This window comes from Leptotrichia sp. oral taxon 498, from assembly GCF_002240055.1.
GTDB classification, from domain to species: Bacteria; Fusobacteriota; Fusobacteriia; order Fusobacteriales; family Leptotrichiaceae; genus Leptotrichia; species Leptotrichia rugosa.
In genome coordinates this window covers 2,110,162-2,133,336 of record NZ_CP016753.1, presented here as the reverse complement: position 1 = coordinate 2,133,336, position 23,175 = coordinate 2,110,162, and the positions used below count along the sequence as shown (strand labels likewise).

Below are 23,175 nucleotides of genomic sequence, written 5' to 3'. Positions count from 1 at the left end.
ATTTGAAGCAAGGCTATCTTCTTTTGGTAAACTTGTGACTTTTCTATTAGATTTTGCTCTTTTTTCAAATTTTTTATTTTCTTCATCATTTTGAAAAAATTGTGTAACATCAATAAAATCAATCCCTGATAAAATTTCTTGTCGTGTTCTATGTTTTCTCTTTCTTTTTGCTCTTACTTTTTTCTTTTTGTAAGAATTCTTTTCAGTTGTATTTTTTTTAGTTTCAGTCTTTTTTGTATTTTTTGAGGATTTATTTTCTTTTTTGTAATAGAAGCCATTTCATCTTTTTTATCAAGCTTTGGCTTCGTTTTTATTAATTCTTGACTTGTCGCATTTGCCGCAATCAGCGTTGCCATTCCTAAAATATTTAACTTTTTCATCTTTATTTTCTAATGTCTAATATATTTTAAACATTATTTCCACCTTTCCCGCAAATGTTGTATCAAAGTATTTCACTATTATTTTAACACATTTTTTAAAAAAAAGAAATAAATTTGGCGATTTTTTAAAATTAAAATTAATTGACTTTTTTTCTTAAAATTTATATAATAAATGTATTATAAATAGACTAATCAAGGAAAGGAGAAAGTTTCTAAAGAATAAAGTAGAAACTTTGTAAAAAATATGAAAATAGGAATTATTGGACTTGGAACAGTTGGAGAAGGAGTGTTAAAAGTTCTTGTAAAAGAAAAAGAGAGTATTTTTGAAAAATCAAGAGCCAAAGTGGAAGTAAAATATGCATGTGATTTAAATATCGACCGTGATTTTTCTTTTGACTTTGACAAAAGTATTTTGATAGATGATTACAAAAAGGTGATTGCAGATCCTGAGATTAAAATAGTTGTGGAACTAATTGGAGGAGAAACACTTGCCAAAACAATTATAACAGAAGCGTTTAGAGCTAAAAAAAGTGTAGTTACTGCAAATAAAGCGCTAATTGCAAAACATGGAGTTGAATTGTTCCAGATTGCCAAAGAAAATGGAGTGTCATTTTTATTTGAGGCAGCAGTAGGTGGAGGAATACCAATTGTAACACCGCTTATGGAAAGTCTTGTTGCAAATACAATTACAGAAATTCGTGGAATAATGAATGGAACTTCAAATTATATCTTGACAAAAATGAAAAATGAAAATTTATCATTTGACGAAGCACTAAAAATTGCATCTGAAAAAGGATATGCTGAAGCTGATCCAACTTACGACGTAGATGGAATTGATGCTGGGCACAAAATAAATATTTTAGCTTCCCTTGCATATGGTGGCTCAATCAAATTTAAAGATATGCAACTTAAAGGAATAAGGGATATTAGCACAATCGATATTTTTGCTGCAAATCAATTGGATTCGACAATTAAATTAATTGCGTCTTCAAAATTATTTTCGGAAACTTCTGCTCAAATTTCAGTGGAACCGACAGTCGTTTCAAATAATAGAATTTTATCAAAAGTTGACGATGTTTACAACGCCATTGAAACAATAGGTTCATATACTGACAAGACATTGTTTTACGGAAAAGGTGCTGGAATGAATCCAACAGCTTCAGCAGTAGTTGCAGATATTGTAAAAATTGTGACAAGAAATCACATTGAATCAGATTATTTCTTTAATTCAACAAAAGTCTTTGAAATTGTTGATTCAAATACGATAAAAAGCTCTTATTACATAAGAGTTTCTGATGATTTTGATATTGAAAAATCACCTTTTGAAGTGGAAGATAAAATAGAAAATTATTATATCATTTTAGCTGAAAACATTTCAAAAAATGAAATAGATGAAATTATAAAAGATGCTAAAGAAAAATTAGTATTAAAAATATTAAAATGATAAATTAAAAAAATTAAAATAAAATAAGCGCACTAAATAAAGAAAGTGCGTTTTTTTATTAAAAAATCTATGATTTTTTGGGAAAAATATTGTTTACTTAAGTTACTATTTATGATAAAATAAATTAAATAACATAACGGAATTTATAGAAGAAAGGAGAAGAGCTACTTTCAAAATAGCTATTTTAATATAGAACTAATTATATAAATAAATGGGAATATAAATTAATAGAAATTTTTTTAAGTAGCAGGGAAAAAATGTTAGAGACTTTGATTTTTAGAGAAATAAGATATAATGACAATAACGAAGAGTTACTTAAAGAAAGTTTAGAAAAATTAAAATCGAATCCAAATGATGTCCGAACACTGCAAACATTGGCTTCGACATACCATGCTTTAAAAGAAAATGATAAAGCTATTGAAATATATAAAAAATTAGTAAAATTACAACCAAAAAATCACGAAATTTGGGCTTTTTTGGGCTATCTCTACTACGAAAATGAAGATTTTAGCAAAGCCTGTGAAAATTTGGAAAAGGCACTGGATTTGTGTCCAATAGAGCCTTTTGTTTTATTTTTACTGGGAAATATTTATTCGAGAAAAGGGGAAATAACAAAAGCTGTGGATTGCTATGAAATGGCAATTTTCTTTGATTTTGACATGTATATAGCACATATTGATTTTGCAAGAAAATATGAACATATGGGAAGGCATAAAAAGGCGCTTGATGAATATAAGGCAGCTTATGATATTGACTCGAGAGATGAGGGGTTGGCTGAGAAAATTGAATATTTGGAAAATAAATATAAAGAATATTTGAGTGATGAAAAAATTAGTTGAAAAAGGAAATTAAAAAATGATAAATTTACATTGTGATGCAATTATTCCCGACGGACCTATGAAAGAAGTTAGCGAAATTGAAAAAAGTATAACCACAACATATAAAAAAACTATTTGGTCAAAATTCTTAAAAGCTGTAGATGATTTTGAGTTGGTCAAAGATAGCGACAAAATTGCAATTGGAGTTTCAGGCGGAAAAGACAGTTTGCTTTTGGCAAAGTTATTTCATGAATTGAAAAAAGATAGAAGAAGAAATTTTGAATTTAAAGCTGTCAGTTTGAATCCAGGATTTAGAGAAGAAGATTTAAATAATTTTAAGAATAATTTAGAAAAATTAAATATTGACTGTGAAATTATAACGACAAATATCTGGGAAGTAGCCAATGAAAAGGCAAAGGATTATCCGTGCTTTTTATGTGCAAAAATGCGACGTGGAATACTTTACACAAAAGTTGAAGAAATGGGGTTTAATAAACTTACATTGGGGCACCATTTTGATGATGTTATCGAAACAACTCTAATAAATATGTTTTATGCGGGAACATTAAAGACGATGACTCCAAAAGTTTCGTCAACTTCGGGAAAATTAGAACTTATAAGACCATTAATTTATGTCAAGGAAAGTGATATAATTGACTATACAAAAACAAATGGAATTAGGGCAATGAATTGCGGCTGTACGATTGAAGCTGGAAAAACTTCGAGCAAGAGAAAAGAAATAAAAAATATGTTGGCAGAACTTGAAGAAAAAAATCCAGGAATAAAGCAAAGTGTTTTTAATTCAATGAAAAATATAAATTTGGATTATGTCTTTGGATATACTTTAAAAAATAGAAAATAATTTATTCAAAAAGTTTATATTTTTTTTGTTATTTGATTGAAAAATAAAATTAAATATGTTATACTATTTTAGTTATAAAAAATAAATATTCCGCTTTTATTGTTGCTACCAGTTTTGATTTAAAATTTTTGTAAAATTGGTATAGATAGAAAGAATATTTAAAAAAGAAGGGAGTGAATTTCTTGAAAGAGAAATTAATTGAATTAGTAGAAAAAGATTATTTGAAAGCTGATGTACCTCAGTTTAAATCTGGAGATACAGTGGCAGTACACTACAAAGTAAAAGAAGGAAATAAAGAAAGAATACAAGTTTTTGAAGGTGTGGTAATCAGAGTAAGTGGAGGAAGCGTTGCTAAAAACTTCACAGTTAGAAAAATATCTTCTGGAATCGGTGTAGAAAGAATCATTCCTTTAAATTCACCATTAATCGAAAAAATCGAAGTTAAGAGAATTGGTAAAGTAAGAAGATCTAAATTATACTATTTAAGAAACTTATCAGGAAAAGCTGCTAGAATTAAAGAAATTAGAAAATAGCAAGCGGGCTAGCAAATTTTTGCTAGCTTTTTCTGTTTTTAGAGCTTATTAAAAAAAACAAAAAATAAAATAAAGTTAGAAAGAAAGGGGAAATTAGTGAATATAGTATTGTGGGTAGTATTTTATATTATTACTACATTGTGCTTGTTGTATTTCTTTTTTAGAGAGAAAAAAGTGATGAGCTTTTTAAGAAAAAAAGAAGACGACGTACTTAAAAATATTGATTTGGAAGAAAATAACAATCTTTTTTTGGGGAATATTTTGACAGTTATAAGTTTAGTTGTGACTGCCGTGTTTTTTTCAATTATTGACAAAACACCTGACAATATCATTAAAATAAAAGTTTTTGGAATTTATGGAGTTTTTATTCTAAATTTAATTTTTTATGTTTTGAGAGAACAACATGAATGGATTTTTTTAGGGAATTTGGTTATGCTATTTTTGGGAAAAGCGATGTTTAATATATTGGATGTGAAATATTATATTTATGTTGCGATAAATGTAGTGTTGTCGCTATTGCTTGTTTATTTTTTGAGAAAACCGTCAAAAGAAGAAATAACTGAGCAGTCAGTTTTGAAAGAAATCGCACAAAATAATAAAGAAATAGAAAAAATGCTGACTGAAGCGAAAATTAAAAATGAATCGACACAGGAAATTGTAAAAAAAATATTTAAAGATGAAAATATTACGCCAGAAGAGGTTGTATCAAAGGAAAAAAGAAAAAGAAGTTCACTTGGAAGAGCTTTTACAAGAATTACAAATTCAATTCTTGCAATCATTCTTGTGCTTTTGATTCAGATGTTTTATCTTGGAAACTATGTTATTCCAACAGGTTCGATGGAGCCAACAATCGCTGTAAAAGATAGAGTTTTTGCAAATATGATAAAATATAGATTTGAAGCACCTAAAGTTGGGCAGATTATTGCGTTTAAAGAGCCTGTAACTAACAAGATGATGTATACAAAAAGAATAGTTGGAGCGCCTGGAAATACGCTTCAAATCTCAAAAGGAAAAGTTGACTTAAAGACATTTATGATGGCAAATGTCGACAACCAGCCGATTTATCCTGACGCTTCGCAATTTACAGACAAAAAGTCATTTGAAGAAGCTGTAAAAAAATATTATGCAGACACAAAAGCATTTAATAGTTTAAAAGTGGCAAATGTCGGAGGTGAGATGCTTATAAATGGTGAAAAATCACAAGTTTTAGCCGAAGTTAAACCTGAGAAAAATTATCTTCCTGAAGGACTTATGGGAAATAATAAAATTTATATTCCAAAAAAAGGTGACAAAGTTAAATTGGATAAAATTATAGCAATTTCAAAATCTGAATATATGACAATTTATAACGAGAGAAGCTTTGATATTGACTGGGAAAAATTCAGCTTTGGGGAAAATTATAAAACTATGAGCGGAAAAGAATTTTTGAAAGAGATAAAAACAACTGAAAACTTTAAAGATATAATCGGAAATGATGATTCAAACAGCACTGAAAATTATTATACTTTCCTGTTAAAGGTTGAAGGAAGACCTGAAATGGTTATGCCTATTATGGACTTTAAATATGATGACGCACTATTTACAAGACTGTTAAATGGCGAAACTATAACACTTGACAAAGATTATTACATGGCTATGGGAGATAATACGGCAAACAGTTTGGATACAAGATATTTTGGGTTGGTTGCAAAGAACCGTATAAAGGGTGAGCTGCTTCTTAGATGGTGGCCATTAAATAGAATAGGACTTATGTAAAATGAAAATATTGGAAAATTTGGTAAAGATTCATAACGAAAATTTTGAAAAAACAGTAAAAGCCGAATATTTTTCTGAGATGATATTAAGTAAGCAGTATGCTATATACTGCTTATTTGATTTTATAGATGAAAGTGAAGTGAAAATTTTTGAAATTTTTAAAGTTGAAAATTTAGTTTTTGAAAAAAAAATAAAAAAAATTTTGGGTTACATTATATTCTATGGTACAATAGAGAACACGGATATATTTGAAATTGTCATTTTGAAAAGCTGTCAAAATAAAGGATTTGGGAAAATACTTTTGGAAAATTCAATAAAAGAGTTATTTTTCTCAAAAATAAAAAATGATTCTTCTGATGAAATAAATTTTTTTGGAGAAGATATTTTTTTGGAAGTTTACGAAAAAAATCTTTTTGCGATAAAATTATATGAGAAAATAGGTTTTGAAAAAATATCTGTGCGGAAAAATTATTATGGGCAAAATAAAAATGCAATAATAATGATGCTGAAAAAATTAAAATAAATAATTTTAATTTGAAATGAAAAAAAGTAAGGGAGAAAAATGAGAAAAAATAATATCTTAATGAAACTAAAAGAAAAATTTACACCGACAATTTATTCAATTGGGAAAGAGTATTACATGAAAAGAATTGGAGGAATTACGGCGCTTTATGCAGATGGAAATCTGGTTACATTGGATGGAGAATTTCAGGAAAATAAACTTTATCATACATCTCTTACGCTAAATCAGAAAACTGCTGTGTTGGAAGAGGCGAGTTGCGATTGCATGTTTTTTCAAAATAATAAGCAGCATGGAGCTTGTAAGCATATTGTGGCGCTGAGTATCCTTGCAGATGAATCTAAGAAAATTAATAATATTGTTGGAACAGACGATTTTGAGGTACTTTTTGAAGATGACTTTGAAGAGGAAAATAAAAAAGAAGAAATTGTAAAAGTTAAAAAAGAAAAAAATGAAGATTTTGAAAAAGATGAAGAAAAAAATAATTTAAAAAGAAGTAAAATAAAACCTTCGGAGCAAAAAGAAGTTAGTGATTTGAAAGACAAAAAAAATAATAAAAAAGTGGGAATTTTGTCAGAAAGTGAAGAAAATAAAAAAGTTAAGAAAGAAGAAAATCAAAGTAAAAATTTTGATGCAAAAAAAGTTGAAACTGAAAAAGAAAAAGATTTTGATGATTTAGAAAATTTTGAAAATATTAAAAAAATAAGTCAAAAAATAGATGAAATCTATAATTTCCATCTTCAAAAAGAAAAAATTTTAAATGAAAATAAAAAAGAGTTACGACTAGAAGTGGAAATTGATGAAGGAAGCTATAGTGACTATAAATACGGCTACGATTATAATGAAGAGAACAATATTCCAGATTATATTTTGAGAATAAAAACTGGTTTTCAAAAAACTTATTATGTCAAAGATATTATAAAATTTGTACAAGCAATTGTTTTAGAAGAAGAATTTGAGATAACTTCTAAAATTAAATATGAGCCTGAAAAATGCTATTTTAGCGAGATAAATAAAAATATTATTTTGGCGATTTACGAATACAGCAAACAGATTCAAAGTGTTATTGAAAATGGAATAAAAGATAAAAAAGGATTAAAAGTTTACGATATGCTTTTAAATAAACTTCTTTTTGCAATGGAAAAAGGAAAAAACTTTTTACTTTTGGGAGAAAATAAACAAGTTATGTCTAGTTATGAGCCGATTTTTGTTTTTGAAAATGATAAAATTAAAATGCGTGAAATTGAAAAAATTAATGAGACAAGTCTATTCTATAACTTTGAAAATGATTCTTCCAAAATATTTAAAATGGCGGAAAACGAAGCTAGATTTTTAGCAAAATTTGATTTTATCGACGCTGAATTAATTAATCAGCTCCCAAAAAAGGAAAGTGAGAAATTAAAAAAGATATTTGCTTTTGAAGGCATAAATGTTGCTGAATATATTGAAGAAGACGGGGAAATTGATGTTTTTGTGCTGGAAACCGAAGAAGATGAAATCGTAAAAATTAATATTTCAAACACGGTTTGTGCGAAAAAAAAAGATAATAAGTATTTTATTCCACGAAGAAATACAGAACTTTTTGAAAAGTTGGAAGAAATTATTGGAAATTTTACAATTTCAAATCCGACTTTGGCAAAAAATACATATATTTTAAATTATGAAGGACTTAGTAAACTCTCTGAAATAATTGATAAGAAATATTCTGACAAAGTGAAAATTCATTTGGAAAATAAAATAAAAAATGCTAGAAATATCAATGTTGGAATTGAAATAAAAAAAGCGAGCAACAACTTTTTGGATGTAAATTTTAAAATTGAGGGAATTAAGCCGCAAGATGTTGAAATTGTGACGGAAGCGATTAAAAAAGAGAAAAAATTTATAACGCTCTCAAGCGGAGAACTTGTTAAAATTGCAAATAAAAGTATGGAAGAACTGCTTGGAATTGTTGATTCAATTGGAAATATAAAAGTGGGAAAAAATAGAATTTCCAAAGTAAAAGCGCTCCAATTGGCACAAATTTCTAAGAATATTAGAGAAGATTTGGAAAAATTGGATGAATTTAAGGAGCTTTTTCATAAAATAAAGAATCGAAAGGAAGTTGAGCCGAAAAATATAAAAGTAAGCTTGTTTCCGTATCAGAAATTGGGATTTAACTGGTTAAAAAATATGTATGATATTGGATTTGGAGGAATCTTAGCGGACGATATGGGACTTGGAAAGACGCTTCAGACAATTTCCTTATTAAATGAGGTCTATCAGGAAAATAAAGATTTTCTGGGGCTTATAATTGTACCAAGCTCGCTTCTTTATAACTGGAAGGAAGAAATTATCAAATTTACTGGAATTACTCCAATTCTTGTGGAAGGTGTAGCAAGCAGCAGGAAAAAAATTATCGAAAGTCAAAAAAGTGGATTTTTGATAACGACATATCAAGCGCTTAGAAACGATATAGAAGAGTATAAAAATAGAATTTTTGACATTGTTGTGCTAGATGAAGCGCAAAATATCAAAACTACTACTTCACAGATTAAAAAAGCAGTTATGAAAATTAACAGCAGAGTAAATTTCGCACTTACAGGAACTCCTGTGGAAAATAATATTTTAGAGCTGTGGTCAATCTTTGACTTTGTCATTCCTGGATATTTGGATTCTTTGAGCAAATTTAAAAAAACTTATAAAGAAGCGATTGTAAATCCAAATTCTTCAAAAATAAATAATTTGCGTGAAATCATTGCGCCTTTTTTGCTTAGAAGAACAAAGAAAGAAGTTTTGACTGAACTTCCAGAAAAAATGGAATCAAATGTGTTTGTGACGCTTAGCAGTGAGCAAAAACAGCTTTATTTGTCGTATGTAAAACAGGCGAAAAAAGAAATGAAAAAATTTGATAAAAATGAAAATAACAGAATAAAAATTCTTGCAATTTTAACAAAGCTTCGTCAAATTTGTAATTCTCCAGCTTTGTTTAAACAAGATTATAGCGGAGAAGTTGCTAAAATTGAAGTTTTAAAAGATTTAATGCCAGATATTACTGAAAATGGACATAGACTTTTGATTTTTTCTCAGTTTGTTGGCACATTGAAAGAAATTGAAAAAGAGCTTTCAAATATGGGAATTGAATATTTTTATATCGATGGAAATGTGAAATCCAAAGAGAGAGTGGAAATTTGTAACAGATTTAATGATGGAGAAAGACAAGTTGTGCTGATTTCGTTAAAAGCTGGAGGAACAGGGCTTAATCTTGTGGGAGCTGATGTTGTTATTCACTATGACCCTTGGTGGAATATTGCGGTGGAAAATCAGGCGAGTGACAGGGCCTATAGAATTGGGCAGAAAAAAAGTGTGCAAGTTATAAAACTTGTGACAGAAGGGACAATTGAAGAAAAAATTATAAAAATTCAAGAGAAAAAACGGCAGTTAAGTGAAAATCTTTTGGAAAATAAAGATGGAGAAAAAGTGCTGTTTGAAATGAGTGACAAAGAACTTATGGAATTATTGGGATAAATGTAGTATAATAAAAAAATGAAAAATAGAAAAAAATAGGAGGACAAAATGTCAGAAGAACTAAATAAAACATATTCACCAAATGAAATTGAAGATAAATGGTATAAAATATGGGAAGAAAATGGATATTTTAATGCTCAGCACAATGCTGAAAAACCAGGATATTCAATCGCAATTCCGCCACCAAATGTAACAGGAATTTTGCATATGGGACATATGTTAAACAATTCCATTCAAGATGCGATTATTAGATTTAAAAGAATGAGCGGATTTGATACGCTTTGGATTCCAGGGATGGATCACGCTGGGATTGCAACTCAAAATAAAGTTGAGAGAATGTTAAAAGAAGAAGGAACTTCTAAAGAAGAAATTGGATATGATGAGTTTTTAAGAAGAACTTGGGAATGGAAAGAAAAACACGGAGGACTTATAACTAAGCAGCTTCGTAAATTGGGAGTTTCTCTGGATTGGTCAAGAGAGAGATTCACGATGGACGAAGGGCTTTCAGATGCTGTAAAAGAAGTGTTTATAAAACTTTACAACGACGGGCTTATTTATCGTGGAGAATATATTGTAAACTGGTGTCCGTTTGATAAAACTGCACTTGCGGATGATGAAGTTGATCACGCTGACGAAAAAGGAAAAATTTGGGAAATTAAGTATAAAATAAAAGATAGCGACGACTATGTGATTATTGCGACAACTAGACCTGAAACAATGCTTGGAGATACGGGAGTTGCTGTCAATCCAAATGACAAAAGATATAAAGATTTAGTTGGAAAAAAAGTTATCTTGCCGCTTATGAATAGAGAGATCCCTGTAGTTGCCGATGAATATGTCGATATGGAATTTGGAACGGGAGTTGTAAAAATGACACCTTCTCACGATCCTAACGACTTTGAAGTGGCAAAAAGAACAGGACTTGAATTTATAAATATCTTTACCGAAGATGCGCATGTCAATTCAAATGGTGGAAAATATGAAGGACTTGACAGATATGAGGCAAGAGATGCTATTTTAGCTGATTTGGAAAAAGAAGGGCTTTTAGTTGGAGTAAAAGAGCATAATCACGCAGTTGGGCATTGCTATAGATGTAATTCAGTAATTGAGCCGAGAGTGTCGACACAGTGGTTTGTAAAAATGAAGCCACTTGCTAAAAGAGCTTTGGAAGTAGTAAAAAATGGACAGATTAAAATAACTCCGCAAAGATGGGAAAAAGTTTACTATAATTGGCTTGAAAATATAAGAGACTGGACAATTTCCCGTCAAATTTGGTGGGGACATAGAATTCCTGCTTATTATGCTCAAGATGGAACGGTTTTTGTAGCAAAAAACTTGGAAGACGCTAAAAAACAAGCAAAAGAAAAACTTGGAGTTGAAACTGAACTGACAGAAGAAAAAGATGTGCTTGACACTTGGTTTTCATCGGCATTGTGGCCTTTTTCAACACTTGGCTGGCCAAAGGAAACTGAAGATTTGAAAAAATTCTTTCCGACAGACGCACTTGTGACAGGAGCGGATATCTTATTTTTTTGGGTTGCAAGAATGGTTATGATGAGTCTTTACATAAAAGATGAAATTCCATTTAGCTATGTATATTTGCACGGAATTATAAGAGATGAGCTTGGCAGAAAAATGTCAAAATCTCTTGGAAATTCACCAGATCCATTGGATTTGATTGCAAAATATGGAGCGGATGCGATAAGATTCAGCTTTTTATATAATACTTCGCAAGGACAGGACATTCACTTTTCAGAAAAATTGATTGAAATGGGATCGACTTTTGCTAATAAAGTTTGGAATGCGTCAAGATTTGTGTTGTCAAATTTGGAAGATTTTGATTCAAGTGCAAAAATTGATAGTTCAGAATTTAAGTTAGAAGATAAATGGATTTTATCAAAATTGCAAAATACAGCTAGACAAGTTAATGAAAGCTTTGAAAAATATGAGCTTGACACGGCGGCAAAACTTACTTACGAATTTTTCAGAGGAAATTTCTGCGATTGGTATGTTGAAATTGCGAAAACTCGTGTTTATGGACAAGAAGGAAGAGATAAGACAGTAGCACAATATGTTCTAAAAACTGTTCTTGACAAAGGTTTAAAAATGCTTCATCCATTTATGCCGTTTATCACGGAAGAAATTTGGCAAAAACTGGATTTAGGAGAAGAAACAATAATGTTATCGGACTTTCCTAAAGAAGAAAAAGAATTTGTTAATTTGGAAGCTGAAAAAGAATTTGACTTCTTAAAAGAAATTGTCAATGCAATTAGAAATATTAGGGGAGAAGCTAATGTAAGTCCAGCTAAGAAAATCGAAGTGATTTTCAAAACTGTAAATGATGCAGAAAAAAATATTTTACAGCATAATGCTAAAATATTGGATAAATTGGCAAATGTTGAAAAATATGAATTTAATGCAGAAATTCCTGAGCTAGTTGGCTTTAAATTGGTTGAAACTACTGAAATTTATGTGCCGCTTAACGATTTGATTGACAAGGAAAAAGAAATTGCTAAACTTACAAAAAATATTGAAAAAACTGAAAAAGAATTAAATAAAGTTTTAGGAAAATTATCAAATGAAAAATTCTTGTCTAAAGCGCCAAAAGAAGTTATTGACAAAGAAAAAGGGATTAAAGAAGAATTGGAAAATAAAATCGCTAAATTTAAAGAATCAATTAATTTGTATAAAAATTAATAAAAAAATTTAAATAAAAAAAGATTTTGTCGTGGGAGGTTCAGAAAAAAGGAACTGATTCTCATTTAGAGACAGTTCCATTTTAGTATTAGTAAATTTAATTTTCTTTGTAAGTCAATGCTCTTGTTGCGTTTAATATTGCAATTAATGCGACTCCGACATCGCCAAACACAGCTTCCCACATTGTGGCAAATCCTAATGCTCCCATTCCTAGAATGATGATTTTCACACCTAGTGCAAAAATTATGTTTTGCCAGACAATTTTTTTTGTCTTTTTGGCAATTTTTAGAGCGGTTACTATTTTTGACGGTTCATCGTTCATTATAATCATATCTGCGGCTTCGATTGCAGCGTCACTTCCCACACCGCCCATCGCCACTCCAATATCGGCTCTTGCAAGAACTGGTGCGTCGTTTATTCCGTCACCTACAAACAAAACTTTTCCGTTAGCGCTTTTATTTTTCAAAAATTCTTCCATTTTCTCAACTTTTCCAAGCGGTAATAAATCAGTAAATACTTTTGAAATATTTAATTTACTAGCCACATTTTCCCCAATTTTTCTGTTATCACCTGTTAGCATTACAACATTTTTTATCCCTAAATTATTAAGTTCTTCAACTGTTTTTTTAGCGTCTTCTTTTATTTCGTCCGCAATTATTAAATTTCCCAAATATTCTCCATCTTTTGCGACATAGACAACTGTTCCGACAGCGTCTTTTTCAGCAGCTTCTACATTTTCTTTTTTTAATAATTTAAGATTTCCCGCTAAAATTTCGCTATTTTCATATTTTACTTTTACTCCATGACCTGCGATTTCTTCAAATTCAAATTCTGAACTGTCAGTTTTTTCAAGTTTTTTATTGTTTTTTTCATATTCTAAAACAATTGATTGTGCAATTGGGTGATTTGAAAAACTTTCTGCAATAGCTGCGTATTTTAATAAATCGTCTTTTGTGTATTTGGAATTTTGAACATTTATTTCATAAACTTTAAATTTACCTTTTGTAAGCGTTCCAGTTTTGTCAAAAACAACAGTTTCCAAATTGTTTAATGCTTCTAAATAATTTGCTCCTTTTATTAAAATTCCATTTTTTGAAGCTCCACCGATTCCCCCGAAAAATCCTAGAGGGATTGAAACAACTAAGGCGCACGGACACGAAACTACTAAAAAGATAAGCGCTCTGTAAAGCCAAGTTGAAAACTGGGCATCTTTTACAAATATCATTGGCAAAATTGCAATAAGTAAAGCGATTATTACAACTACCGGTGTGTAAAATCTTGCAAATTTTGTGATAAAGTTTTCAGTTTTAGATTTTTTAGAACTTGCATTTTGTACCAAATCTAATATTTTTGAAATTGTGGAATTTTCAAATGACTTCGTAACTTCGATTTCTACAAGATTTGTGGTGTTTATAAATCCACTTAGAATTTCATCTCCAATTTCAAATATTCTTGGAATGGCTTCTCCAGTTAAAGCGGATGTGTCAAAAGTTGAACTTCCATTTGTAATTTTTCCATCCAATGCGACTTTTTCTCCAGGTTTTATAACTATTATATCGCCTAATTTTACTTCTTTTGGCAAAACTTTTTTAATTTCTCCCTCAATTTTTAAGTTTGCGTAATCAGGTCTAATATTCATAAGTGAGGTGATGGATTTTCTCGATTTTCCAACTGCCAAATCTTGGAACATTTCTCCAATTTGGTAAAATAACATAACTGACACAGCTTCAGGAAACTCTTTTATCGCAAAAGCTCCAACTGTCGCAATCGTCATCAAAAAGTTTTCGTCAAAAATCTGTCCTTTTTTTATATTTTTTACAGCTTTAAATAAAACATCGTATCCGACTGTAAAATAGCTTATTAAAAATAAAATTAATCTTGGAACAAATAAATTTTTTGGAACAAATATTGCAGCTGCTAGTATAATTGCACCTAAAATAAATCTATTTCTTATACTTTTAAAATTTTCTTCCGTTTCTTCTATTTCCTCATCTTCTTCAATTGCAGAATTTGGCATTAAAACAGTCACACCTTCTTCAACTCTGTCAACTTCTTTTTGAACAAGTTTTGTGATGTCTTCACTAGAAAATTTTTTGTTAGGATTAATCACAATTTTTTTTCCTAAAACATCAACAGTAGCTGCTTTTATTTCATCCAAAGCATTTAGATTATGCTCGATTTTTGCGGCACAGTGGGGACATTCAAGGCCTTTTATTCCCAAAGTGCATTCGTTATTTTTTTCCATTTTTTCACCTCTATTATTTAATATATGAACAACTATTCATTTGTTATGATACAATATTTTTTTTATTTTGTCAATAGTTTTATCAAATATTTTGTGAAACAAAGTTTTTTTTTGATATGGAAAAAATTGTGGTATAATTTTAGTAAAAAGTTTTGGTTGAAAGGGGAAAAGGAAAAGAAAGATGGAAATAAATTATTTAGGACTGGGAGCGGATTTAAAACAAAATTTGTTTTGTGAATTTGAAAAAAATGAAAAGGTTTTATATGTTTTTGAAAATGCTTCGACTTTTTATGAAATAAAAAAAGAACTTTTACAAGATGTGGAATTTAATGAAAAAATTGGGATTTTTCATAATTTTAAACTTACGAATAGTTATGATTTTAATGAAAATCTTTTTTTTACAGATAAAATTTTGATAAAAGAAGAAAAGCAAGTTATATTTTTTTATAATGCGATAAAAAATAAAATTGGAAAAAAACTGAAAGTTAAAAATTATTATGACATAATTGATGTGGCTTATAATTATTATAATTTGTTTGCGGAATTGCAGGAATATAAAATTGATGCACAAAAAATTGAAGTGGAAAATTGGCAGCGGGAAATTTTTGAAAATTTGAAGGAAATTGATAGAAGCATTAAATTGCAAGTTGAGAAAAAAAATTTAATTTTACCTTATATGATTAGAACAATTGAAAATATTTCAAAAGATTTTGTGAAGAAAAATAAAAAAATTTGTTTTGTGAATAAAGTTAATTTTACTCCGTTTGAAAAGGAAATAATCATTTATTTGGAAAAAAATGGAGTAGAAATAAAAAATATTTTGCAGCTTTCAAAAAAAGATTTTGACGAAAAGGAATTAAAAATAAAAAATGGCTTTTCAATTTTGCCAAAAGAAAAATTTTTGGAAAAAAATATAGATATTAAAATTTTTGAATACAGCTCAAAATTTAATCAGCTGTTAGGCTTGGTAAAAAAATTGTCGGATGAAAAAGAGCAATGTCAAATTTACGATGTTCAGGATATAAATAGTGAAACTAAAAGAGATTATCAGCTGTTAAACCAAAAGAAAATAATTTACAATTTGGAAGAAACTTTGCAGGAAACTAAGATTTATAAAGTTTTGGATGTGCTTTGCAACATTTTGAATGAAGTGAGAATTAAAAAAAGAGAAAATGGGAATGAATATATTTTTAAAGTGAAAGAATTATATAACGGGTTTAAGTTAAAAGAATTTTTAGAAACATTTAAAATCGAAAATATTTACTGGCTTTTTCAAAAATTTGTCAGAGAAGATTATAAATATTTATCAATTGAAATGTTGAAAAAATATTTGGAAAACGAAAGTAAAAATTTTAAAATTAAAGAGAAAATTTATTTTAATCTTGAAAAAAAATATAAAAAATTTGAAGAAAATTTTGATTTTGATTTTGAAAATAGTGAAAATAAAAAAGATAAAAAAGAAGAAGATAAAAAAAATAAAGAAATTAAAGAAAATAAAAAAATTGAAGAAGTTGAAGAGATTGAAAAATTAAAAAAAGAGAAAAATAAATTTTCTGAACTGAAAAAAAATATAAATAAATTTATAAAATTTTTAGAAGAATTAGAAAAAATTTTTGAAATAAAAAATTTGCAGGATTATTCAAAATTTTTGGAAGAAATATTTGACAGACAAAAAAATAGCGGGAAAAAAATTAGGGACAAATATTTTGAAGCTCTCTCAGAAATTGCAGTTTTAGAAGAATTTGACTTTGACAATCTTTGGGACAAATTTTTTGACAAGGGAAATATTTCGGCGGGACTTTTAAAGATGTTTTTAAAATATTTGGACAAGAAATCAATTAGCTTGGACTTGGAAGAAATTGCGGGACAAGAAAACGACAATCAATACAAAATTAACGAATTTAAAACTTTGCCTGAAACGAATAAAAAAAATATTGTGTTTTTAAATTTTCAGGACACTTTTCCAAAAGGCAAGGTCAACAATTATTTATTTTCGCAAATTCAGAGAAAGAAAATGGGACTGCCAGTTCCAGAAGATGCGAAAGCAATAGAAATTTTTAGATTTTTGAACGCAATTTTTGGTGCAAAAAAAGTTTGTCTTTCATATATAAAAAATTTGGACGAAAATGTTGATTGCTCTGGGATTTTGGAAGAAATTAAATTAAAATATGATTTAGAGATAAATAACAAAAATAAAAAAATTTCTGAAGAAGAAGAGATGGAATTTATAAAAAATTATTTTATAAAAGATTACAAAGAGAAAAAAATTGGGAAATTTATTCAGTCAAGACTTTTAAAAGATGTGGAAGAGTTAAAAAATGAAAAAATAACTTTGGGTTATTACGATTATAAAAATTTAAAAGAATCAGAATATGCCTATTACATTGATAAAAAATTGGGAAAAGTGGAAAGAGAAAAAATTGAAGAAGTTATTGATGCGAGATTTTTTGGGACGATAATTCATTCGATTTATGAAAATATTGTGAAAAAAAATAAAAAAATGTTGGAAAAAGGAAATTTTGACATAAGTGAGGAAGAAATTGCAAGTGAATTTGAGGCTGGAATACAGTCCTACAAATATAAAATTCCGCAGGAATATTTGGAATTTTATAAAAATATTTCGTTTGAAGATTTAAAAATTGGAATAAAAAAATATTTTGTTGATTTATCAAATAAAATTAGTGATAAAAGTGTAATAAAAGTTAGCTCAGAAGAAAGAATCAAAGAAAAGTTTGAAAAAGAGATTGACAGCGAAAAATTTGGAAATGCAGCTTTTAGTATTTCAATTGACTTGCATATAAAAGATGAAAAAAAAGATAAAAAAGAAGAAATTTTGGTTGACTATAAAACTGGAAATTTGACGCAAAAAAGAATTGATAACGCATTTACGCAACTTGACTTTTATTCGATTGTTTTGGGAGAAAATGAATATAAAAAATATGTTGTGGATGTCTGGGATGGGAAAATTATTTCCGACAGTCGAAAAGATAATAAAAAACTTACGAAAGATGAAGTGATGGAAGTTTTGAAAAAATATTTTGAAGTGGAAAGTGATAAAAAAGTAAGTTTTTACAGATTGGGAGAAAAAAATAGCACTTTAGAAAGTTCAAATCAGAAAAAATATGAATTGATTTTGCGATGGGAGGACGAAAATGAAAAATCAGGAAAGTAATAAAATAATATTAAAAGCGAGTGCAGGAACAGGAAAGACTTATAGACTGTCGCTAGAATATATTTATAATTTATTAAAAAATATCGACTTTAAAAATATTGTTGTCGTAACTTTTACAAAAAAGGCAACTGCGGAAATAAAAGAGCGGATTTTTAATTTTTTGTATCAAGTCGCTTTTGAAAAAAGTAAAGGAATTGAGTTAAAAAAAAATCTGAAAGAAATTTATAATTTGAGTGAAGATGATTTTGATAAGGAAAAATTGCAGGATATTTATTTTGAAATGTTGAAAAATAAAGAAGATATTAGAATTTACACAATTGACAGTTTTACAAACAGAATTTTTAAACAGGCGATTGCTCCTTATTTTGAAATTTCGAGTTTTGAAACTCTTGACAGTGAGAGCAATGATTTTTATGAAAAAATATTTAAGAAAATTATGGACAACGAAAATTATTATAAAAAATTTGAGTTTTTGATTGAAGAAGTTGGAGAAAAAAAAGAAATAAAAAATTATGTAAAAATCATTGAAGAGCTTGTGGAATTTCAAAAAAAATATGTTATTGCAAAAGATTTTGAGTTAAAAGAAGAAAAAAAAGATAACCCAAAAAAAGTTTTAGAAGTATTTGATTTTTTGACACCACTTCAAGAAATTTATTCTGAAGTAAAAATATTTTCTGAAGAAAAAGGGAAAAATATTTCTGAATGTTTTAATGACAAACTTTTTGAAATTTTTGACCAAATAAAAAAAGAAAGTGAAAATTCTTCTGAAAAAAAAATAGAAATTGTGGTTAAAAATTTGGAAAAACTTTTAGATTCTAAAATAAAAAATTATTATAACGGAAAGTTTATTCGGAAAAAAGAATTAACAGAAACTTTGCAAGAACTTCAAAAAAACTTTTTAGATAAATTTTCAAAATATATTTTAAAAAATAAAGTTTATCCATTTCACAATAAATTAAAAGAATTTTGTGAATTTTTGTACGACTTGGTCCGAAGAGAAAAAATTTCTTCCAAAAAATTTACGCACGACGATATTTCGATTTATACTTACGAATTTATTTTTGACAAAAATTTAAAATTTATCGAAAATAATAAATTTACTCAAGATTTTTTTGAAATAATTGGTGGAAATATTGATACAATTATGGTCGATGAATTTCAGGACACGAGCATTTTGCAGTGGAAAATTTTAAAGCTCATAATGGACTGCGCTAAAAATATAATTTGCGTGGGAGATGAAAAGCAAAGTATTTACGGTTGGCGTGACGGAGAAAAAGAGCTTTTTGAAAATCTTGACGAAATAGTTGACGGCTCGAAAGTGGAAACTTTGAAAAAATCGTACAGAAGTTATAAAGCGGTTATTGAAAATGTAAACAAAATTTATTGCGATTATGATGAGAAAAGTAATTGGAATTATGAGAAAGTTGATTATAAAGCTGAAGATGCTGAATACCAAAAAGGTTATTTTGAGTTTAAGATAAATGAACTAGAAAGCAAAAAGTCTCCAACTGAAAAGAGAATTTTTAAAAATATTATTCAAATGATAGAAAATAAAGAGATTAAAAATCTTGGAAAAAGTTGTATAATCGCTGGAAAAAATAAATATTTATCTGAAATCGCAAGTGAATTGAATGCTTATAATATTCCGTATACTTTGAAGAGCAACAAGTCGATTTTAGAGCACAGCGCAGTTAATCCAATTTACAGACTTATAAAATATTTTTTATACAATAACTTTCAATATTTGTTAGAATTTCTTCGTTCAGATTTAATTGGATGTCTGAATAGCCATGTGAAATATATTTTGGAAAATAAAAATATTATTGAAATTTTTATGAAAAATTCAAAAGAAGAAGATTTTGATTTGTTTTTAGAAAATTTTGATTTTAATTTTGATTTTGAAAAAAATAAAAATGAAAATAATGAAAATACTAAAAATATAAATATTGAAAGAATAGAAAAAAGAGAAAGAGAAAAAGAAAAAAAAGAAGAAATAAAAGATGAAAAAATAGAAAAAAAATATGAAGATAAAGAAGAAATAGAAGATAAAGAAAAAGATAAAGAAATAAAAATAAAAAAAGAAGAATTATTGAAATATAAAAAAATAAATTTAATTGAAAGAAATGGCTTTTTATTTTCAGATGTTTTGAGTAAAATAAAAAAATTAAAAAAATTGTCTGAAAACTTAAATTCAAAAACAAAAAAAGAAAATTTTTCGCTGGAAGTTATAAAAGATTTTGAGATAACAAATTTTTATTCAACAAATAGCGACATAAAAAATATTTTTGAATTTTTCAATATTTTAAAAAGTCACACAGATTTATTTGACTTTATAAATTATATCGAAGAAAAAAAAGAAGACATAAAGCAATTTGGAAGCGAGGACAAAAACGCTATAAATCTTATGACAGTACATAAATCAAAAGGATTGGAATTTGATACGGTTTTTTATTATAAATGTAAAAGAATGAGCAAAAATTCCCGAAATGAAACATCAAAAATAAAGACATTTATACAATTTGACAGAAATTTTGAAAAAGTTACGGAATTTTTGGTGACTTTGAAAAAATATGAAAAATTGATTTTAAGAGATGAGAAATATAAAAAAATTAGAGAATTGGAAGAAGAAAAAGAAAAAATCGAAGAAATTAACAGAGATTATGTGGCGCTCACAAGAGCCAAGAAAAATTTGATTTTACTGTTTGACATAAAAAAATCAGGTGAGAAATATTGTGATAAATTAACAGAAAAATTAATTGAAAAATATAAAGATTGTTTATATTTAAATGAAAGCGAGAATTATTCAAATGGAGAGATTTATGAAGAAATTAATGAAATCAAAAAAATAAAAAATATGAAAGAAACAACAATATTAGATCTAAAAAAAATTCTCCCATATTTTTCGGATAATATTGCAAAAAATGACAGAAACTCAAGTAAGATTAATTTAGAAAAAGAATTCAAAAGAAAAAAAGGACTTGCAATGCACTATTATTTTGAACATATTTTAACAGATGTGGAAAACGAAAAGAAAGTTGCAAATTCAGCAATTTTTAGCCGTTATGGGAATATGATTGGGAAAAATAATATTTTTGAGATGATTGAACGAATGAATAATTTTATTCAAAGAAATCTCGAAATTTATAATCCAAAATATAAAGTTTATAATGAATTTGAAATTTACGACAATGAAAAGATGGAAAAAAGAATAATTGACAGAATCAATATCGACGAAAAAAATAAAAAAATCTACATTTTTGACTACAAAACAGGTTATGAACCTGAAAAAAATGAAAAATATAAAGAGCAAATAGAAAATTATAAAAGAATCTTATCAAAAAAAGTTGGAAAAAGTTATGAAATTATAACGCAAATATTGGAAGTTTAATAAAAATAAAAAAATGATGTTGACAAAGATAAAAAACTGTGTTATAATTTTTTCGCTAGTTTATTCTGGTAATACCAATATTTTATTGGGAGGGATAGAAGAAGATGAGAGTACAAGTAATTTTAGAATGCACTGAAACTAAGTTGAGACACTATGTTACAACTAAAAATAAAAAAACTCATCCAGAAAGATTGGAAATGAGAAAATATAATCCAGTGCTAAAAAGACATTCTCTTTACAGAGAAGTAAAATAATCTCATATAAAAAGATAGGTCAGTAGTTCAATTGGTAGAGCGTCGGTCTCCAAAACCGAAAGTTGCGGGTTCGATTCCTGCCTGGCCTGCCATTTTAAAATATGAGTATTTTTTTTTAGAAAAATAAAATAGAAGTTTAAGATATGTCTTAAATAATTCTAGGAGAATATTTATGGGTAAATTTAATTTAGGAGAAAGTCTAAAAAATTTGCGTGAAGAATATAAAAAAATATATTGGCCTAATAAGAAAGAAGTTTATCATGTAACTGTAATTGTAATTTTAATAACAATTTTCATAGCACTTTATACACTTCTTTTTGATACAGCATTCAGTTTTGTATTGACCAATGTGAGCAACATTATAAAAAATTTTATAGGAGGCGCGTAAGTTGACTGAAAAAAATGAAAATGAAATTGTATACGAAAAAAAATGGTATATAATTCATACTTATTCTGGTTACGAAAAAAAAGTAGCAACAGATTTGGAAAAAAGAATCGAATCATTGGATTTGACAGATAGAGTTTTTAGAATTTTAGTACCTGAAGAAGAAGTCTTGGAAGAAAAGCGAGGAAAAATGGTAAAAGTTTCAAGAAAATTGTTTCCAAGTTATGTACTAATTGAAATGTTATCTGTGAAAGAAGAAAATGAATTAGGATTAGGTTATCGTGTTGACAGTGATGCTTGGTATGTTATAAGAAATACTAACGGAGTTACTGGGTTTGTCGGGGTTGGAAGTGATCCAATACCGCTATCTGACGAAGAAGCCCAAGAATTACTTGCTAAAGTTGGAATTAATATAAATGGTGATACAGTTGAAAAAGAACCTAGATATAACATTGATTTCAAAGTTGGAGAAAAAGTAATTATTAAAAAAGATTCATTCTTGGATCAAGAAGGAGAAATTTCAGCTATTGACGATGTAAATGGAAAAGTTACTGTCATGCTAGAAGTATTTGGAAGACAGACACCGGTTGAACTTGAATACACAGAAATTGCAAAATTAGACTATTAATAAAAGTCAAAAAATATTAACTACATTACTAAAATAGTATTAAAAGTATTATTTAAGAATAACTATTAGCAAAATTTATGAAAAAGTGGGAGATTTAAAAAAATTCACTGACCACAGAGGAGGAAAAATGGCTAAAGAAGTAATCGGAAAGATTAAATTACAATTAGAAGCAGGGAAAGCGAATCCTGCACCACCAGTAGGACCTGCATTAGGACAACATGGAGTAAATATCGCAGAATTCTGTAAATCATTTAACGCACAAACACAAGATAAAATGGGATTTGTAATTCCAGTAGAAATTACAGTATATGCTGACAGAAGTTTTACATTTGTTTTAAAAACTCCACCAGCATCAGACTTGTTAAAAAAAGCAGCTAAAGTTAAAAAAGGTGCTGGAAACTCATTAAAAGAAGTTGCTGGAACTATAACTAAAGCTCAATTACAAGAAATTGCAGAAACTAAAATGCCAGATTTGAATGCTGGAAGTGTTGAAGCAGCTATGAATATTGTTGCAGGAACTGCAAGAAGCATGGGAATTAAAATTTCTGAATAATTATATATAAAAAATAAAAAACATTATTGGAAGAAGT

Annotated in this window: 16 protein-coding genes and 1 tRNA gene; 15 read left to right on the top strand and 2 right to left on the bottom strand. The window is 27.9% G+C overall.

The features are described from left to right. Positions 1-173: 173 nt before the first annotated feature. Entirely contained in the window at positions 174-380 is a 207-nt protein-coding gene (locus BCB68_RS10395) for a hypothetical protein (protein ID WP_094080710.1), read from the bottom strand. A 244-nt stretch (positions 381-624) separates the two neighbouring features. Between BCB68_RS10395 and BCB68_RS10390 the strand changes: the two genes are divergently transcribed. The 8 genes from BCB68_RS10390 (at position 625) to BCB68_RS10355 (ending at position 12,513) form a co-directional block, all read left to right on the top strand. Continuing rightward, positions 625-1,824: a homoserine dehydrogenase gene (locus BCB68_RS10390; protein ID WP_094080709.1), complete on the top strand. Its 1,200-nt coding sequence runs from the start codon at positions 625-627 to the stop codon at positions 1,822-1,824. Positions 1,825-2,081: 257 nt separating this feature from the next. Continuing rightward, positions 2,082-2,663 carry a tetratricopeptide repeat protein gene (locus BCB68_RS10385; RefSeq protein ID WP_094080708.1) on the top strand — a complete coding sequence of 194 codons (582 nt, stop codon included), beginning with the start codon at positions 2,082-2,084 and terminating at the stop codon, positions 2,661-2,663. 16 nt (positions 2,664-2,679) lie between these two features. Further along, a complete protein-coding gene (locus BCB68_RS10380; protein ID WP_094080707.1) occupies positions 2,680-3,504 on the top strand; it encodes a tRNA lysidine(34) synthetase in 825 nt (274 codons plus the stop codon). Positions 3,505-3,686: 182 nt separating this feature from the next. After that, positions 3,687-4,037 carry a 50S ribosomal protein L19 gene (rplS, locus tag BCB68_RS10375; protein ID WP_094080706.1) on the top strand — a complete coding sequence of 117 codons (351 nt, stop codon included), beginning with the start codon at positions 3,687-3,689 and terminating at the stop codon, positions 4,035-4,037. 177 nt (positions 4,038-4,214) lie between these two features. After that, positions 4,215-5,792, top strand: a complete 1,578-nt coding sequence (lepB, locus tag BCB68_RS10370; RefSeq protein ID WP_237048641.1) for a signal peptidase I — start codon at positions 4,215-4,217, stop codon at positions 5,790-5,792. Between the two features lies 1 nt (position 5,793). Further along, positions 5,794-6,315, top strand: coding sequence for a GNAT family N-acetyltransferase (locus BCB68_RS10365; RefSeq protein WP_216639349.1), 522 nt, complete (start codon positions 5,794-5,796; stop codon positions 6,313-6,315). 39 nt (positions 6,316-6,354) lie between these two features. After that, positions 6,355-9,816: a DEAD/DEAH box helicase gene (locus tag BCB68_RS10360; protein WP_094080704.1), complete on the top strand. Its 3,462-nt coding sequence runs from the start codon at positions 6,355-6,357 to the stop codon at positions 9,814-9,816. 48 nt (positions 9,817-9,864) lie between these two features. Continuing rightward, entirely contained in the window at positions 9,865-12,513 is a 2,649-nt protein-coding gene (locus BCB68_RS10355) for a valine--tRNA ligase (RefSeq protein ID WP_094080703.1), read from the top strand. 97 nt (positions 12,514-12,610) lie between these two features. Here the strand turns inward: BCB68_RS10355 and BCB68_RS10350 are convergent, their stop codons facing one another. Beyond that, positions 12,611-14,758, bottom strand: a complete 2,148-nt coding sequence (locus BCB68_RS10350; RefSeq protein ID WP_094080702.1) for a heavy metal translocating P-type ATPase — start codon at positions 14,756-14,758, stop codon at positions 12,611-12,613. Positions 14,759-14,939: 181 nt separating this feature from the next. Between BCB68_RS10350 and BCB68_RS10590 the strand changes: the two genes are divergently transcribed. From BCB68_RS10590 to rplK, 7 genes are all read left to right on the top strand, one after another. After that, positions 14,940-17,930 (top strand): PD-(D/E)XK nuclease family protein, encoded by a 2,991-nt coding sequence (locus tag BCB68_RS10590; protein ID WP_157697384.1) that lies wholly within the window; start codon positions 14,940-14,942, stop codon positions 17,928-17,930. Continuing rightward, the gene (locus BCB68_RS10340; protein ID WP_094080701.1) at positions 17,911-21,318 is read left to right on the top strand and encodes a UvrD-helicase domain-containing protein; all 3,408 of its coding nucleotides are present in this window, start codon (positions 17,911-17,913) and stop codon (positions 21,316-21,318) included. The genes BCB68_RS10590 and BCB68_RS10340 overlap by 20 nt, the downstream gene beginning before the upstream one ends. Positions 21,319-21,422: 104 nt before the next feature. Next, the gene (gene rpmG / locus BCB68_RS10335; protein WP_006807173.1) at positions 21,423-21,572 is read left to right on the top strand and encodes a 50S ribosomal protein L33; all 150 of its coding nucleotides are present in this window, start codon (positions 21,423-21,425) and stop codon (positions 21,570-21,572) included. A 16-nt stretch (positions 21,573-21,588) separates the two neighbouring features. Continuing rightward, a tRNA-Trp gene (locus BCB68_RS10330) sits at positions 21,589-21,664 on the top strand. 80 nt (positions 21,665-21,744) lie between these two features. Further along, positions 21,745-21,960, top strand: coding sequence for a preprotein translocase subunit SecE (secE, locus tag BCB68_RS10325; protein WP_094080700.1), 216 nt, complete (start codon positions 21,745-21,747; stop codon positions 21,958-21,960). A 1-nt stretch (position 21,961) separates the two neighbouring features. After that, entirely contained in the window at positions 21,962-22,585 is a 624-nt protein-coding gene (nusG, locus tag BCB68_RS10320; protein WP_094080699.1) for a transcription termination/antitermination protein NusG, read from the top strand. Positions 22,586-22,712: 127 nt separating this feature from the next. Further along, positions 22,713-23,138, top strand: coding sequence for a 50S ribosomal protein L11 (gene rplK / locus BCB68_RS10315; RefSeq protein WP_094080698.1), 426 nt, complete (start codon positions 22,713-22,715; stop codon positions 23,136-23,138). Positions 23,139-23,175 lie beyond the last annotated feature (37 nt).

Excerpts from the sequence above, each read along its gene's own strand:
- BCB68_RS10395 (WP_094080710.1), bottom strand. The coding sequence starts at position 380 with ATGAAAAAGTTAAATATTTTAGGAATGGCAACGCTGATTGCGGCAAAT.
- BCB68_RS10390 (WP_094080709.1), top strand. The coding sequence starts at position 625 with ATGAAAATAGGAATTATTGGACTTGGAACAGTTGGAGAAGGAGTGTTA.
- BCB68_RS10385 (WP_094080708.1), top strand. The coding sequence starts at position 2,082 with ATGTTAGAGACTTTGATTTTTAGAGAAATAAGATATAATGACAATAAC.
- BCB68_RS10380 (WP_094080707.1), top strand. The coding sequence starts at position 2,680 with ATGATAAATTTACATTGTGATGCAATTATTCCCGACGGACCTATGAAA.
- lepB (WP_237048641.1), top strand. The coding sequence starts at position 4,215 with ATGAGCTTTTTAAGAAAAAAAGAAGACGACGTACTTAAAAATATTGAT.
- BCB68_RS10365 (WP_216639349.1), top strand. The coding sequence starts at position 5,794 with ATGAAAATATTGGAAAATTTGGTAAAGATTCATAACGAAAATTTTGAA.
- BCB68_RS10360 (WP_094080704.1), top strand. The coding sequence starts at position 6,355 with ATGAGAAAAAATAATATCTTAATGAAACTAAAAGAAAAATTTACACCG.
- BCB68_RS10355 (WP_094080703.1), top strand. The coding sequence starts at position 9,865 with ATGTCAGAAGAACTAAATAAAACATATTCACCAAATGAAATTGAAGAT.
- BCB68_RS10350 (WP_094080702.1), bottom strand. The coding sequence starts at position 14,758 with ATGGAAAAAAATAACGAATGCACTTTGGGAATAAAAGGCCTTGAATGT.
- BCB68_RS10590 (WP_157697384.1), top strand. The coding sequence starts at position 14,940 with ATGGAAATAAATTATTTAGGACTGGGAGCGGATTTAAAACAAAATTTG.
- BCB68_RS10340 (WP_094080701.1), top strand. The coding sequence starts at position 17,911 with ATGAAAAATCAGGAAAGTAATAAAATAATATTAAAAGCGAGTGCAGGA.
- rpmG (WP_006807173.1), top strand. The coding sequence starts at position 21,423 with ATGAGAGTACAAGTAATTTTAGAATGCACTGAAACTAAGTTGAGACAC.
- secE (WP_094080700.1), top strand. The coding sequence starts at position 21,745 with ATGGGTAAATTTAATTTAGGAGAAAGTCTAAAAAATTTGCGTGAAGAA.
- rplK (WP_094080698.1), top strand. The coding sequence starts at position 22,713 with ATGGCTAAAGAAGTAATCGGAAAGATTAAATTACAATTAGAAGCAGGG.